At 55.8% G+C, this 14,484-nt stretch carries 13 protein-coding genes; 6 read left to right on the top strand and 7 right to left on the bottom strand.

Annotated elements, in window-relative coordinates:
- Positions 1-60: 60 nt before the first annotated feature.
- From H6815_14170 to H6815_14160, 3 genes are all read right to left on the bottom strand, one after another.
- Positions 61-1,794 (bottom strand): 50S ribosome-binding GTPase, encoded by a 1,734-nt coding sequence (locus H6815_14170; GenBank protein MCB9861586.1) that lies wholly within the window; start codon positions 1,792-1,794, stop codon positions 61-63.
- Complete coding sequence (locus tag H6815_14165; protein ID MCB9861585.1) at positions 1,791-3,518, bottom strand: 50S ribosome-binding GTPase; 1,728 nt, start codon at positions 3,516-3,518, stop codon at positions 1,791-1,793. The genes H6815_14170 and H6815_14165 overlap by 4 nt, the downstream gene beginning before the upstream one ends.
- Before the next feature lie 389 nt (positions 3,519-3,907).
- On the bottom strand, positions 3,908-5,068 hold the full coding sequence (locus H6815_14160; protein MCB9861584.1) for a cobalamin B12-binding domain-containing protein: 1,161 nt from the start codon (positions 5,066-5,068) through the stop codon (positions 3,908-3,910).
- A 182-nt stretch (positions 5,069-5,250) separates the two neighbouring features.
- On the opposite strand from H6815_14160, the gene H6815_14155 reads away from it, so the two are divergent.
- Positions 5,251-6,045, top strand: coding sequence for a hypothetical protein (locus tag H6815_14155; GenBank protein MCB9861583.1), 795 nt, complete (start codon positions 5,251-5,253; stop codon positions 6,043-6,045).
- A 3-nt stretch (positions 6,046-6,048) separates the two neighbouring features.
- Here H6815_14155 and H6815_14150 read toward each other — a convergent pair whose 3' ends face one another.
- Both H6815_14150 and H6815_14145 read right to left on the bottom strand, forming a co-directional pair.
- Complete coding sequence (locus H6815_14150; GenBank protein MCB9861582.1) at positions 6,049-7,353, bottom strand: MFS transporter; 1,305 nt, start codon at positions 7,351-7,353, stop codon at positions 6,049-6,051.
- A 35-nt stretch (positions 7,354-7,388) separates the two neighbouring features.
- Positions 7,389-8,297, bottom strand: a complete 909-nt coding sequence (locus H6815_14145; GenBank protein ID MCB9861581.1) for an enoyl-CoA hydratase/isomerase family protein — start codon at positions 8,295-8,297, stop codon at positions 7,389-7,391.
- A 131-nt stretch (positions 8,298-8,428) separates the two neighbouring features.
- Here H6815_14145 and H6815_14140 point away from each other — a divergent pair, with 131 nt between their 5' ends.
- Genes H6815_14140 through H6815_14125 form a run of 4 tightly spaced genes read left to right on the top strand, consistent with a single transcriptional unit; the run spans position 8,429 to position 11,202 of the window.
- The gene (locus H6815_14140; protein MCB9861580.1) at positions 8,429-9,010 is read left to right on the top strand and encodes an SIS domain-containing protein; all 582 of its coding nucleotides are present in this window, start codon (positions 8,429-8,431) and stop codon (positions 9,008-9,010) included.
- Positions 9,007-9,537 carry a 2-amino-4-hydroxy-6-hydroxymethyldihydropteridine diphosphokinase gene (gene folK / locus H6815_14135; GenBank protein MCB9861579.1) on the top strand — a complete coding sequence of 177 codons (531 nt, stop codon included), beginning with the start codon at positions 9,007-9,009 and terminating at the stop codon, positions 9,535-9,537. The genes H6815_14140 and folK overlap by 4 nt, the downstream gene beginning before the upstream one ends.
- 6 nt (positions 9,538-9,543) lie before the next feature.
- Positions 9,544-10,461, top strand: coding sequence for a hypothetical protein (locus H6815_14130; GenBank protein MCB9861578.1), 918 nt, complete (start codon positions 9,544-9,546; stop codon positions 10,459-10,461).
- Between the two features lie 51 nt (positions 10,462-10,512).
- Positions 10,513-11,202, top strand: coding sequence for an acyloxyacyl hydrolase (locus tag H6815_14125; protein ID MCB9861577.1), 690 nt, complete (start codon positions 10,513-10,515; stop codon positions 11,200-11,202).
- Positions 11,203-11,216: 14 nt separating this feature from the next.
- On the opposite strand, the gene H6815_14120 is transcribed toward H6815_14125, so the two are convergent.
- Both H6815_14120 and H6815_14115 read right to left on the bottom strand, forming a co-directional pair.
- Positions 11,217-12,173, bottom strand: a complete 957-nt coding sequence (locus tag H6815_14120; protein MCB9861576.1) for a diguanylate cyclase — start codon at positions 12,171-12,173, stop codon at positions 11,217-11,219.
- A 97-nt stretch (positions 12,174-12,270) separates the two neighbouring features.
- Positions 12,271-12,612: an Hpt domain-containing protein gene (locus H6815_14115; GenBank protein ID MCB9861575.1), complete on the bottom strand. Its 342-nt coding sequence runs from the start codon at positions 12,610-12,612 to the stop codon at positions 12,271-12,273.
- Positions 12,613-12,854: 242 nt separating this feature from the next.
- Between H6815_14115 and H6815_14110 the strand changes: the two genes are divergently transcribed.
- Positions 12,855-14,480 (top strand): adenylyltransferase/cytidyltransferase family protein, encoded by a 1,626-nt coding sequence (locus H6815_14110; GenBank protein MCB9861574.1) that lies wholly within the window; start codon positions 12,855-12,857, stop codon positions 14,478-14,480.
- Positions 14,481-14,484: the final 4 nt, after the last annotated feature.

The raw sequence follows: 14,484 nt of genomic DNA, 5'->3' as shown, positions 1-14,484 counted from the left end.
AGGACATGCGTGTCCCATTATACAACAGGTTTCAAGACGCTGCTGTGTTGACTGCTGGAATCAATGTTGTTGAGAATGCGTCTCGATACCCGCAGATCGGACAGCAGATTGGAGGTCTGCAACATACTGCTGGAGATGTGCATTCTCGTTCTTTGCTGTCTGTTCGTATGTATGCCAGTGCGTTTCAATGCGTTGCCTGATAGATGCACTGAATCGCTGCTTCATCGAGTATGCGAGTCGCTTCCAGCTCGTTGGCATGAGAAGAGAGGTGAGAAGATGAACGACAACGTGCAGCGCGAACCAGAACAGCAGCATGTGCGCGAGCATGTTGATGCCGCCGAACGTGCCCTGCCAGACTTCCTTCCCAAGGTAGTACACCGCGAGCCCGAGCAGCCCGATTGTGCCAATCATCGAGATGAAGCTGAGCACCCAGCCGATCGAGCGTTTCCACACGCTTCCGTTTGATGATACGGAATGCGATGCTGTTTCTGCGATTATGGTGTTCGCAGCATCGCTATCTATATGCACTACTTTAGACAACGGCGTGAGTTGTGGTGTTGTCTGCGCCAGCATCTGATCGGTCTGCGATGTCATGTGCTCAAGCGTGTCAGCGATGTCGTCTCGTCGCAGCACCAGAGGAACGCTGGATGCAACCGGTGCAACATCGTTTGTGCTGGTCAACCTGCACTGTGTTGCGGTTGAGAGCGCAGGCCCGACGCGAGCAAGCATCCGTGGAAGGCCGATGGTCAAACCGTCCCACATGCCGAACCATGCGCGCATCGGTCCCCAGAAGTGTGCGTGATTCGCAGCGACAAGGTCCGGGCGCATGGCGCGAGCGGTTTCCTCGATTGCTGGCGAGCACCGATCAAGCAAGCTATCTGTTGTTATACTGGTCGCATCACCAATCGACTGATGCAGTTGTGATAACTGGTTCACATTCTCGGTGATCTGCTGGACTGCAAGTGTTACACTCTCGACCGCGCGGACGCGCGACTGGCGTGCAAGCACTGCAGCGTCTGACGCAGACAACGTGTTTGTCAGCATGTTGGAAACAGCACTTGTATCCTGTGCGATATCGCTCTCTGAAGCAGAGATCGCAGACAACATCGGGATATCGTGCAGATCGATCTGTGCGAGATGATGCGCGATGTCACGCTGAATCTGTGCAAGCTCGTCATCGGTGCAGAGATCTCGCTTGTTGATGACAAAGACAACCGCGTCCTGCACGATTTCTGTGTTTAGAACGGACCACAGGCGCTCTTCGAGGTATCGTTCAGGACTCACGACGCACAAGGTTAATCCAACTGCTTTGAGCACATCCTGCGTCAGCTCACGGTTTGATTTGACAAATGTATCAATATCAGGCGTGTCAATGAGCACCTTATTGCGGAGTTCCTCGCGGGTATGTTTCACAAAGTGTGCGCGATCGATCAGGTCCGCGGGCAGCGATCCCTGCACGACAGACTCGTGGTGATAGACGGTCAGCTCGCGCGTGGTGGGTCGAATGGGGCTTGCCTTTGCAATCGTGTCGCCCGCGAGGGCGTTGATGAGCGAGCTCTTGCCAGCGCCGCTCGGCCCGACAATCGCAACCAGTAGCACAGGCTCGGGTGAGCCAAGCAGCGTGCCGCGTGCGCGTTCGATCGCATCGTCAAGCAACTGCTGCTGGACGTGTGTCGGACGGACGATGGTGCTCTGATTTGCTGCGTCAGCAATCGCATGAATCGACGATGCTGCACGCTGCTGCCACGGGGCAAGCGAGCGGGTCTCAGTGTTTGGTGCTGCATTGTTGCTCATGCTGCACCGCCTTGTTCAGAATGGATACGAGCATGGAGCACGTCGATCGTTGCGTACGTATGGTCGATGTCCTGCTGATTCGCCGGTTCTCGGATAGCTGCGAGCAGTTCGTTCACGATGGATGTTTCTACCAGTGATGCAACCAGTTGTTGGTGCTCCAGTTTGAGCTTTGCACGCTGCTGATCAACAAACACGCCGAGCCCGTGGCGCAGCAGTTCCTGTTGGACGCCCACCGCAACCGGTGCAAGCACAGCATCGTGCCAGTTGAGCCCATGAGATATCACCACAGCTGCTGCTGAGCCGAGCCCCGCGAGGGCGTTTGATGCCCGCAATGCTGCGAGCACTTTCGGCTTTGCTTTGAGCGCTTCATACAGGGATTGTGCACGCGCTTCGATGCGATGTGTCACGTCAGCGTGGTGAGTATCCAAACAAGACTCGATACGTGTCCGGATCCATGCCTCGTCAAGTGTGGCAGCTGTTGTCGCAAATGATGAGTTGGCTGTATACTGCTCACGGAGTCGCGCGTTCATGTGATCGACCGATCGCAACGCACACCGGACAATGGCATCGCGCTCGTCGTCAGCGATCGATCGCTTGCTCGTCTGCGCGAATCCGAGCGCTTTGCCGACAGCCTTGATTGGAACCCGCACAATCCGGTTCGAAAGTCGGAGCGCAGGCCCAAGCACGGGCACTTCGAGCAATCGGAGCACACGCACGATCGCAAGATCAAACTCCGGATACCGGTCACGTGTGAGATATGTCTCAGCAAAGTGGGATGCCGATGCGTCAGCAAGCGATGACACTGCCTGCTTCGATCGGGACGCGGTGTCGATCTGCGCCTGGACCGGTGCGAGCGCCTCAGCAAGATGTGATCGCACCCAGTCGATGTGTAATCGCAGTTGCCTGAACCGGCTTTGAGATGTTGGAAGTGATGCATGTAGAGCGTTCACAAGATCTTCGCACGCCGATGATGCGAGCAGTGATTCCACCCGTTCCTGTCCGTCCCGTCCGTGTGCGATAGGTAACGCTACGAAATGGTGATGCTGCATACCGATTTCACGTTGCAACAGGGCGCGCATGTCGTCCGTTGCACCGGCCTGTTGAGGTACCTTGTTCCCAACGACAATCATGTGTTTGCCGGACTGCGCAAACGTGCGAAGCAGATCAAGTCCGAACGCGTCAGCATACGACTCGGGTGTTACGACACATACCAGCAGATCGGCGCACGCACTCGCGTGAAATACCTCCGCCAGATACGCGTCGGCAGCTTCTGTCGAAAAGTCTGGTGTGTCGAGAATCACTGTGTCAGCGAGCTTTGTATGTGCTGGTGCGACATCAACAACCCGCAAGGTTCGTTGGTACTCTCCCCGCGAAAGCGCCTCGTCTGAGAGTGACGTGGGGACTTCGGTGATGATGCTGTGACCCGACGAGAGATGAACCAACTCGTTTGAAGCGAGCGCATGCACGTTCGCAGCAAACAATGTCGGATGCTGTGTGTGCCGGGCTGTTGCACTCATCGGTGCGAGTGGCTGCCCGAGCAGGAGATTGACGATTGTCGACTTGCCCGCGTTGGTCGGACCGAAGAGTGCGATGACACGAGGCCGATCAATGCCTGTCTGTAGACAGATTTGTTTTTCAATGAGTAACTTTGTCCAGAGGCACGTTCGGGTGTCAGCACTATTCCTCAGGTTGTGTGCTCCAAGCGAAAGAGAGAGGTCAAGCACTTGGAGCGTGCGTTGAACATCTGGGGATACTGATTGTGCAACTGATTTGCTCAAGGATAGTTGTGTCCGTTTGGGTCGATTACATTTCTTAATATTTGGTATTATAGGACGATGTCCAGTTGAATGGCAGCGAGTACTTCGTGTCTCATGCTCGAATAGTCCTTCTGGAACCTCAGCGGTGGATTCCACCTAATTCCAAAAATAGGTTACGTGAAACCCGAACAAATCTGTACGCGAATATGTAGAACGGATAAAGATTGATCGAGCCTGTGCTCGAAACGAACATGAAATCATCCACGGTGACGTGGAAAAACAAATCTCTTTTCTCTCTCTTCTCCCACTCGCCCTCGCGTGAATAACGCGAGGGCTGGTGTTTTTGGACAGCGCGATTACGTGTTGATCAGTGCAGCAAGCAGTTCCGGCACGCCCTTGGCATGGGTTGCGACTGTCTCAAAGATCGGGCGGTTGCCCGAGATTTCCTTGAGATCTCTCGCGAGATCGTTCTGGCCCGGATGGTCTGCCTTGTTGCACACGAAGAGATCCGCAATCTCCAGAATACCCGCCTTGTCCATCTGCACCGCATCGCCCATGCCCGGTGTGAGCACGACCATTGTCGTATCGACGTAGTCGCGAATGCGTGTTTCGTTCTGGCCCGCGCCCACTGTCTCGACAAAGACAGTGTCGAACGCATCCTCTCCAGAATGTGCGCCGCCGATGAGTTCCACGATCTGATCGAGTGCGTGATAGTCTTCGCCGCGGATCGCGAGACTGCGGTAATACACCTTCTCGCCGAGCGAGTTGAAGTCGACGCGCAATCGATCACCGAGCAATGCGCCGCTGGTGATCGGGCTCTTTGGGTCGAATGCCACAACCGCGCATCTGCCGAGGTTGGTATTCTTTGATGCAAGACGGGAGAACTCTCCTGCGAGCTGCGCGACGAGCGTGCTCTTACCAGCGCCAGGTGAGCCTGTGACACCGATCACGCGCTTCGGCCTGCGTCGTGGCGCGTCAATCCTGACTTCGCGTTGATCGTGCGCGAGCGAGATGTCGCGCGCAAGCTGTGCTGTGACACCGCCCGAGGAAGCAACCTGCGACCACGGCTGCACCGCGTTGCACACCGCGTTGACAATCTCTTCGAGTCCAACACCGGTCGAGAAGCACTTTGCGATGCCGATGTCTTTTAATGCCTGCAGATCGTCCTGCGGGAGAATACCGCCCATGTACACGGGGATGTCGGGTCTGCCGAGCTTCTTCAGGTTGTCAATAAGGCGCGGACCGAGCACGAGATGCGAGTTGCTCATCATGCTCGCTGCGATGACATCACAGTCCTCGTCGCGGGCTGAGATGGCAAGGCTCTGCGGCGTCTGCCACAACCCGGAGTAGATCACGTGGATGCCGGAATCGCGCAGTGCACGAGCGATGACCTTCACCCCACGATCGTGTCCGTCGAGTCCCATCTTGCCGAGCAGCACGCGCGGGCGATGGTCGAGGTTCGCGCACCGGTCCTTCTTCTCAAACTCGGTGGTGGCGGCGTTGAGCGTGTGAGCCATGCGATCCAGTCTCCTGAGTTGTGTCCTGACAGGGCTTGTAGCATATGCGACGAGAGACTGAGGAGGTGTGTGCGTCCGGAAACTACCGTGGACGCGTTCGCACACCCCAGTCTTTGAAGTCGGATGTCTACATTAATGTGAGGCGAAGTAGCAAGAAACAGACATGGCAGGTAAGGTCCGTCATGTCAGATATTCTTCCCCTGCGGATTCGTACGCGATCGTCGTTCTGGTTCTGGTGCCTCGTCGTTGTCGGTGTAGTGCTGACATTTGTTGCTGTTTCGTCTCTGACTCCTTCACGCTCAGGACACGGGTTGTCAGGACATCAGCGCCATGATGCCACATGCTGTTCCTGCCAGTCGAGCGGTGTGCCAGCTAACGGTGCTGCTGCGTGCAACCATCGATTTGGTGCAAAGCCAAAGTCGTTTTATGACAACTTCGGCCCACCGCTTCTTGCGGCGGTTGTGGCGTTTGTGCTCGCGGGGATTGTGTACTGGATCGAGCGGAACCATCTTGAAACGCTGATGAAGCGGGAGGTTGCGATCGAAATGCATTCACTCTTCAGCAGCAACGAGCTGGAGCGTGCCCGTCGCGAGTCTTGGCTCTGGCTGATGCAGGACAAGAAACGGTATGAGAAACGGCTGAAGTCCTTTGCAAGATATGTTCTCAATCCAGTAAAGGCAGGTGAGGACCCCGAGTTTCTCAAGAACTGTCAGGCGCTCTCGACCGTCCTGCATTTCTGGGGCGGGATCGAGACACTTCTTGCTGACAAAGCCATCAGTGAGACCATGGTGAAGTCGCTCTTCGCGTCAAGGTACCGCAGTTGGTACATGCAAGTTGTGCTCCCCGCACAGGCAGCGATGCAGAGTCGTGTAGCTCCGGGTGGTTCAACACGTCATCTGCCAGTCTGGTGCAGCGGAACGCCGTTGCTTCGTGTGTTGTGTTTCGATACGTCTGAGAGCGGAACAACCGAGAGCTAAAAATCATCTAATGCGTTCGGCGCGATGTTTGGCAATCATGCCCTGTTTCTCGCTCACCGGAAGCATGAGAACGAGCCCGACTGCAAAGAACGTGGTTAGCAGGATCATCGCGTTGGTGTTGCCGAGCCAGGCTTTGACAAGCCCGAAGCTCAGCACGCCGATTGCGCCCGCCAGTTTGTACGACATGCCCCACAGGCCGAAGAACTCGGCCGCGCGATTCTTCGGCGTGAACACACCGACCATGGACCGGCTGGACGTGCCGATCCCGCCCAGCCCGATTCCGATTCCGTTGCCGACAATCCAGAACAGCCATTGCGGTCGGTTGGTCAGTGTGGTCATCCAGAGGAGCGCAAGCGCAACGCCGATCCACACACCGAGGAACGCAATGACAATCGCGCGAGCGCCGACGCGATCCTGAAACTTGCTGACGATGAACGTGGTCAGTCCAGCTGTAACCGAGATCTGCAGCGCAAAGAAGACGAGCGCCTTTTCCTGCACGCCGAAGTCGGTCGCGATGATCGCTGAAAACTTTATCATCGTCTGCACGCCGAACCCGTACACGAAGAACGCGATGAGGAATCGGACAAGGTGCTTGAACCTGCTGGCATCACGAACGGTGTGTGCCAGACGCCCGAACGCCTGCGCCAGAACGTTGTGCCCGCGCTCCACCTCGCGTGGCTGCTCACGCAGGATGAACATCGCCGGAAGCATCGCTGCGAAGAACCACAACCCTGCGAAGACAAAGAACGGTCGCCAGTCCATTGCATCGGTGAGACCGAACGCGAACGTGCCGACAGCCAGACACACCATCAGCAGGATCGCGCCGGAGTATCCCATCGTCCATCCGAGTGCGCTGATCTTCCCGATGTTGCGTGGGGTCGAGACATCGGGAAGGAACGATGCGAGAAAGTTCTCGCCGAGTTCGAAGCAGATATTTGCTGGAATATACAACAGCAACGCAAGGATGAGTGTGTCGGCTCCAGTCAGCGCAAGGCCTGTTGTCAGCAGCGAGCAGATCAGCCCCGTCGCAATGAGCATCTCCTTGCGCCATCGGCGGGCATCCGCGAGAGCGCCAAGCACCGGCGACAGCAGCACAACGATGAACAGGCTCGTCGCGGTCATGATCGCCCACCATCGATCGCCGGCCTTTTCGTCGTGGACAATGACCTTCTTCACATAAATTGAGAACAGCAGCGTGTTGATCAGCAGCGTGAACGATTGGTTCGCCAGATCGTACATGCCCCACGCGAAGACCTCGCGCTTGTTCGGGAGTCCTGCAAACGGGTTGAACGATCGCTTCTGCGACATAGATCACCTGCAGAACACTGGCGGTACTGGTTAGCTTATGCCTTTGACCGTGCGAAGAACGCTTCGATAGCAGCCTTGCCCTCGGGTGAGCTGCGCAGTCTGACGAGATGGTCCTGCTCGCACTTGAGTGCAGCTTCCCAGCCCTGCGCGATCCCGACATCGACAGCGTCCGCCACAGCCTTGGCACTTCCGGTGTCCGGGAGTGACGCACGAACAGCATCAAGAGCGGTCAATGTCTTTGCGCGGTACTGCGATCTGCCGATCCAGCGTGAAGGTGTGCCGTCACGCGCAGGTGCCTTCGGATTGTCGATGATCCACTGCTTAGCGGTCATCAGCAGCGTGGTTGCGTCGGACGCGACCGCGTCAAAGACTCCAGCCTCGCACGCAGTGGCAAAGTTCAACGGCTTGCCCGATGCAGTCAACTCGATGGCGGACGCTGGGTCCATTCGCGCAGGGAGCAGATTGGTTCCGCCCCAGCCGGGGCAGATTGATAGTCCTGATTCGGGCAGACCGACCGGGTAGGGCTTTCCTGGTGCGCTGTCGCGCTCCGGTGGTGGAGCAGCAACCAGCGCATCGCAGTGCATCGCGATTTCCATACCGCCACCAAGCACCGCGCCGTTGATTGCAGCGACCGTTGGGCATGGGAGTTGCGAGATCATTCCGAAGACGCGCGACGCGTACTGCAGGTACGCATGGAGTTGCTCGTCGTTCATCTGCTGGATCGCGTTCAGATCGGCACCTGCGATGAATGCTCGCGGAGCAGCGGATGCCAGCACGAACCCGCGAGCATCAGTTGGCACCTGTTTGATGGTCGCTTCGATCCGTCTGATCAGATCGTGGTCGAGCACGACGACCGGCTTTCCCGGCTGCTCGAGTGTTAGTGTCACGATGCCCGCAAACGGACATTCTTTGTCGGTGTGGAGTGCAAACGGTTCGACTGGCATCGCGTCTTCCGGGAGTGTGGTGTGTGAATCGGTTCAGACGAGTGTAGGAACCCGGGCTGATGGGATGGAGAGTGCGATCGGACACCGACCTACCCTTGGTGTCCATGCAGAACCCCGCCACCGATAAGATCATGCGTGTGTCAGAGCGAGCCGTCGCTTCGCTCCAGGATGCGACCGCGGTGCTCCAGCGACTCGTGCAGGACGACCGCCATGTTGCGGTGCTGGAGCAGGTCGTGGAATGTGTTGCCGACGCATTCAGGAGTGGACACAAGGTGCTGGCGTGTGGGAACGGCGGGTCCGCGTGCGATGCCATGCACTTCTGCGAGGAACTGACAGCGAGGTTTCGCGGCAATCGGCAGGCTCTCCCCGCGATGGCGTGCTCCGATGCTGGATTCATTACCTGTGCGGGCAACGACTTCGGATACGAGCGAGTCTTTGAGCGATGGGTCGAGGCGTTCGGGCAGAAGGGCGACGTGCTCGTCGTGCTGACGACCAGCGGTACATCCATCAACGTGCTCCGCGCGGTCAAGGCGGCGCAGAAACGCGGCATGCGCACTGTTGCGATGCTCGGACGCGATGGCGGCGATCTGGGTGGCGTGTGCGATCATGAGTGGATTGTGCCCGGCGAGACATCGGATCGCATCCAAGAACTCCACATGCTGCTCCTTCACATTGTCGTTGAATGCATTGAAGTGAAGATGGGTTTGGCATGACTGAATCTCCGCCAGTTGACGCCTATATCGCGCTCGGATCGAATGTGTCGTGGCATGATCGATCGTGCGAGCAGGTGGTGTGTGATGCGCTGCTGCGGCTTGACCAGCACGAATCGATTGATGTTGTTTCCAGAAGCAGGCTGTACCGCACACCTGCTGTGACGGAATCTGGCATCTCCAACGAACATCCGTATGTGAATGCGGCCGCCCATCTTCGTGTCTCGTGCGCAGCCCGTGGGCTGCTCGATACGCTGCTCGAAGTTGAGCGTGAGTTTGGCAGAGACCGTGAGCGCGAGCAGCGGTGGGGTGATCGGACGCTCGATCTGGACCTGCTGATCTATGGTGATTCCAGTATCGATGAGCCCGGGCTGACCGTCCCCCATCCGAGGCTCGCTGAGAGGGCCTTTGTGCTGGAGCCGCTCATTGAGATCGCATCGGAACAGCAGATGCTTCCTGATGGAAAGACTGTCAGCGAAGGTCTTGCAGCACGCGTACGTATGGAACTGCATCAGGATATGACGATCTAATACACGATGATTCGATCGCATGTTTCCAACTTCCCGGGATTCACCTGCCTTGTTGGGCTGATATTTGTATCCAGCGCACATGCGCAGTCTGGACGAATGCGTCGTGATGCACCAACCAATCCTCAGACCCGCGAGCTTGTAGAACTTGGTGATCCGGACGTTGTGCTTATGCTCGTTCGGGATATCTATCGTGAACGCGCCACCTCGGATCGTGTTGAGGTGAGATACTGGGCCGATCCGCAGTATCTGTCGCGGTATCTCAGGCCGGAGCCAGATCGAACAAGCGTTGTTGAGCTTCGGATAGTGCCAAAGGCAAAGGTTGCAAATGAACAGGGAGAAACGATGACAGTTCCTGTTCTTGGCATTGAACTTGAAGGCACGCAGGTGCAGATTGTTGATAACGTGTGTGAGGTGGTGACGCAGCACAACGAGGATGCTGTGTTTCGGACGCACTTTGATGGTGCCCCAACGCCGAGGCGAATCGCAGAAGCGATCAAGCCAGTGCCGTTGCCGCAGATCGCATTTGCCTTTGGTGAATCTCCAACACTCAGTGATCTTGGCGCTGGAGTGCAGCCGATCCATTGGACTTCTGTTGAGGAAGGCGATGAGCCAGACATTGTGCATCTGGAGGGAACGATTGGTTCTGGGTCGTCGCTTGTGACTATCGATATCTCAAGTACGTCCCGACGTATTGTTGGCGCAACGTTTCCCGCAAACGGTGATCCAGGCTTTGGCTGGATTGAACTCCGTATTGAGCCGCGCCCTTCTCAGCCAATTATCTCATGGATCAGGGATTACACCAGTCGGACTGAAGTGAGCACATTTGCGGCATTATTGCCGGGCAGACAAGTGCTTGATGATACAACCCCAGAAAACACTCATTCGCACGAGCCATCGGATCATGATGAGCACAAAGAAAGATAGCGAGATTGGTCACCTTTGCGGCCCTGAACTCTGCCAGCATACCCTCGCGGCATGAATCCACACCTGCCTCCTCGTGATCTGCTCCTCTGCACAAACGCAAGAAGCTTAGCTGGTGCTTTGCTTTGTGTGGTTGGATGTGCTTCTGGTATGGCGTTCGGTCAATCAGACACCCCATCGACGACGGCATCCCAATCACTGTCGCAGGAAATGCAGGAGAACACACTGGATGCGCGGCTTGCAGCAGCTCGCGCGGCGACTCCGCACGCGTGGGGTTCAGAAGGCAGCGAGTGGTGGACTTTTACTGCAGGTGGCGCTGCTGACTTTGCTGACTCCCACGACCTCAAACTTGGCGCAGGATACACCACCTTTGTTGTGGACGATGTTGAGTTCACTGTTGAGGCTGGGCTCTGGTACTTTGATCAACCGGGTGACGATGCGGTTGGTGCCTCCGGCTCCATGATCTTTCGCTGGCACTTTATCAACGAGCAGTCATGGTCACTCTTTGCTGATGCGGGCATCGGCATGATGGTGGCGTCGGACAATGTGCCCGATGGTGGAACTGGATTCGATGTGCTGCCAAGATTCGGTCTTGGCGCAACTATGCAGCTTGATGATGCTGGCACTCGTGCGCAAGTAGGTTTCCACTGGCACCATATTTCCAATGCGCGAATACATGGAGAAGATCGCAACCCGTCGCGCGATGGATTGATGCTGTATGCGGGCATCATAGTGCCATTTTGATATGACTGTGTGTATCAGCCGGCGTCTGCAAGCCGTGGCGCAGAAGCTTCATCAACTTGCGCAAACGTTGTCTTGTTTCGCCCGCCCTCTTTCGATCGGTACAGGCACTGGTCGGCAAGTGCGATCCATTCCAGTGCGTCGAGCTTCGGCGTGCTCTTGCATCCGGCAACACCGACAGACGCAGTGACGACGCGTTCTGGCATCTGTGGCCATGTCAGGCTTTCGAGTGTGTTCCGGATTCGATCGCAGAGCTTGACGGCTGCGTCTGGTGGTGTTTCCGGCATGATGATGACGAACTCTTCACCGCCATATCGGCACGCAATATCTGTTTCGCGCGAGCACGACTGCACAACTTTGGCAACTGTTTGGAGCGTGACATCGCCAACCGGGTGTCCGAAGATGTCATTGATCGACTTGAAGTGATCGATATCTATGATCGCAAGTGACAATGGTCGGCTGTGACGAAGCGATGCTGCGACTTCTTCTTCCCAACGGCTGTCGAAGTGGCTGCGATTCCACAGCCCTGTCAGACCGTCAACATGGGCACGCTCGGACAGCATGTTCAGCAGCATCTGAATTCGTAGAGCAGAACGAACTCGTGCCCGCAGTTCGGAGAGTTCAAACGGCTTTGTGATATAGTCAATCACACCAAGATCGAACGCGGTCACTTTGTCCTCAGTTGCGTGCAAGCCGGAGATTACAATCACTGGGATGTTGACCGTGCTGCCGTCGTCTTTCAACTTTCTGAGTACTTCGAACCCGTCGATGTCCGGCATGTCAAGGTCGAGCAGAATGATCGCGGGATTCAACTCCTTTGCCATCTCCATGGCCTCAGAGCCGTTGTGCGCGTTGATAAAGTTGACATTAAGATCACGCAGGCGTGCACGCAGCAGACGATGGACGTCCGGTGAGTCGTCAACAATGAGCACGTTCGGCAGGGAATCGTGCGGTTGTTGTGAAGAACTGCCCATCAGATGTGAGTCCCGGCCTTTACGTTCAGTGGTGAGTCCGATTCCAACCGCATTACTTTGGTATGAAAACAACGTATTGGTGTTCTACCGATCAGTTTCAGCGAATAACCCGACGGCAGATTGACAGCAACGTGTCCATGCGCTTCTGCAACTCAACCAACTGCGCATCGAACGCTTCATTGCCATTTTCGACTAAAAATCCCTCAACATTTGCCGCAGCTTCAGAGATTTCACCGAATCCATATCCAGCACCCGATCCCTTGAGTTGGTGTGCGAGATAACGAAGGCTTCGTTCATCGTGGGAATGAAGGAATCCCTCCAGCTTCGCAATACGTTCGGGAAGTTCCTGGATGAACAGATCCAGAATATCTGCCATTTCGGGATCATCCTGATAGATGCTGTAGATAGGTTGGGAATCCTGCGGCCCATCACTGTACATGTCACACCTCCGGGCCCAAACCATCGGCGTGATTGCGCTGTAAGTTCATCTGAAGCAGGGGGTTTTCTCCCAAGTCTGGAATTCTGAAGTTGCTGAGCATCTTTGTTTGATGCTTTGGCAGAGCGACAACTCGCGCAGATTCTGCCGACATATTGATGTGATTGATCGTGTGAATGGGTCCTGTGCAATGCCCGAGAAGAGATTTTCGGTTCCGGATCCATCTCGTCGATACGTCCGAAAGCATGGCAGATGCAACTGGACATCCAAACAAAGTCCTTTCGCTGGATGAGTTTCTCATTGTTCGCGACACTGTTCGTGCACATGGCGAGACACTTGTGCATTGTCACGGATGCTTTGATATTGTGCATCCTGGACACATACGCCATCTACGTCATGCTGCCAGCCTCGGTGATCGACTCCTCGTCACATTGACAGCGGATATGCACGTGAACAAGGGGGTGGGCAGGCCGCTCTTCACAGAAGATCTACGTGCAGAAAACCTCGCTGCGCTCGGCTTTGTTGATTGGGTGGTTATCAACAAACAGCCCACCGCAACAGAACTGCTTGAACGTGTCCAGCCAGAGCTATATGTCAAGGGGGCAGAGTACGAGACAAACGACGATCCGCGGTTTTGCGCGGAGCGAAGCGCAGTTGAGAACGCGGGAGGCCGCGTTGTCTTTTCATCTGGCGATGTGGTGTTTTCATCCACATCGTTGGTAGAAGAAGTTGGCAGGCTTGAACTGATCAATCCAAAGAGAGCGCAGATAGCCAGAATAGCGACGGAGAACAACATCTCGTTGCAATCAGTAACGAACCTGCTCGACTCGATGCGAGGAAAGCGCGTGCTTGTGTGTGGTGAGACCATACTCGACACGTACACTCGATGCGACTGGCCGGATGTTGCGATGGAAGCACCAATGCTCTCGCTTCGAAGTATTGAGAGCACGAGCTTTGACGGCGGTGCTGCCATCGTTGCACAGCATCTTGCGAGTTTGGGGTTGAAGACAACGCTGTTGACGGTGTTGCCAACGACGATTGACGCGGATCGGGTGATTCATCGTCTTGCAAAGAACGGCATTGAAGTCATACCTGTTCGATCAGGAATGGCACTTGCGCACAAGCATAGGTACATTGTGGGTCATCACAAAGTCGCGAAGATTGATGATGCAACTGAGATCACACTTGATACGTACGAACGGAAGTTGGTTGCAGACATGTTTGATTCACTGTCTGCAAACGCTGATGCAGCCATTATTACCGACTACGGGTTAGGCATGTTCACGCCACAAATGCTGCAGACAATGACATCGCGAGTGCAAGAGAAGAAAACGATTCTTTGTGGTGACATCTCGGGGAAGCGCGCCTCACTACTGACATCAGTCAGATCTCCAACGCTGCTCTGTCCAACCGAGCGTGAGTTGCGACAGGCAATGCGTGACTTTGATTCTTCGCTCCCCGCCGTTGTGTGGAAGCTGATGAGCATGATCGATGCATTTGCGATTGCAGTTACACTCGGAGAAGATGGTGTGATTGTGTTTACACGTAATCAGGCAGAGGAGACGGATTCGCAAGCGTGGGCACATCGTGTGTCGAGTGTCCACATTCCGTCCCTTGCTGGGCATGTCAAGGACACGCTTGGATGCGGTGATGCGCTGCTTGCAGCTGTTACAGCATCGCTTGTTGGAAAAACGTCGCTGATCGAATCCATGCTCGTCGGATCTGCTGCGGCAGCAGCAGAAGCATCAATGCTTGGAAATATCGCTGTCACGCGTGGGGACATTCTGCGTGTCATCCGCCAATGGATGCACGATGGACATGACTTGTCTGTAGAGCCGAAACCGATGGGCAACGCGTTGCTCGCAGGGTAAACAC

This window comes from Phycisphaeraceae bacterium, assembly GCA_020639155.1.
In the GTDB taxonomy this organism is placed as follows: Bacteria; Planctomycetota; Phycisphaerae; order Phycisphaerales; family UBA1924; genus JACKHF01.
This window is presented reverse-complemented; position numbering and strand designations above follow the sequence as displayed.

Bases quoted from the DNA above. Each gene is read 5' to 3' on its own strand.
- H6815_14145 (MCB9861581.1), bottom strand. From the start codon at position 8,297: ATGCCAGTCGAACCGTTTGCACTCCACACCGACAAAGAATGTCCGTTT.
- H6815_14160 (MCB9861584.1), bottom strand. From the start codon at position 5,068: ATGGCTCACACGCTCAACGCCGCCACCACCGAGTTTGAGAAGAAGGAC.
- folK (MCB9861579.1), top strand. From the start codon at position 9,007: ATGACTGAATCTCCGCCAGTTGACGCCTATATCGCGCTCGGATCGAAT.
- H6815_14120 (MCB9861576.1), bottom strand. From the start codon at position 12,173: ATGGGCAGTTCTTCACAACAACCGCACGATTCCCTGCCGAACGTGCTC.
- H6815_14130 (MCB9861578.1), top strand. From the start codon at position 9,544: ATGATTCGATCGCATGTTTCCAACTTCCCGGGATTCACCTGCCTTGTT.
- H6815_14155 (MCB9861583.1), top strand. From the start codon at position 5,251: ATGTCAGATATTCTTCCCCTGCGGATTCGTACGCGATCGTCGTTCTGG.
- H6815_14140 (MCB9861580.1), top strand. From the start codon at position 8,429: ATGCGTGTGTCAGAGCGAGCCGTCGCTTCGCTCCAGGATGCGACCGCG.
- H6815_14110 (MCB9861574.1), top strand. From the start codon at position 12,855: ATGGCAGATGCAACTGGACATCCAAACAAAGTCCTTTCGCTGGATGAG.
- H6815_14125 (MCB9861577.1), top strand. From the start codon at position 10,513: ATGAATCCACACCTGCCTCCTCGTGATCTGCTCCTCTGCACAAACGCA.
- H6815_14115 (MCB9861575.1), bottom strand. From the start codon at position 12,612: ATGTACAGTGATGGGCCGCAGGATTCCCAACCTATCTACAGCATCTAT.
- H6815_14150 (MCB9861582.1), bottom strand. From the start codon at position 7,353: ATGTCGCAGAAGCGATCGTTCAACCCGTTTGCAGGACTCCCGAACAAG.
- H6815_14170 (MCB9861586.1), bottom strand. From the start codon at position 1,794: ATGAGCAACAATGCAGCACCAAACACTGAGACCCGCTCGCTTGCCCCG.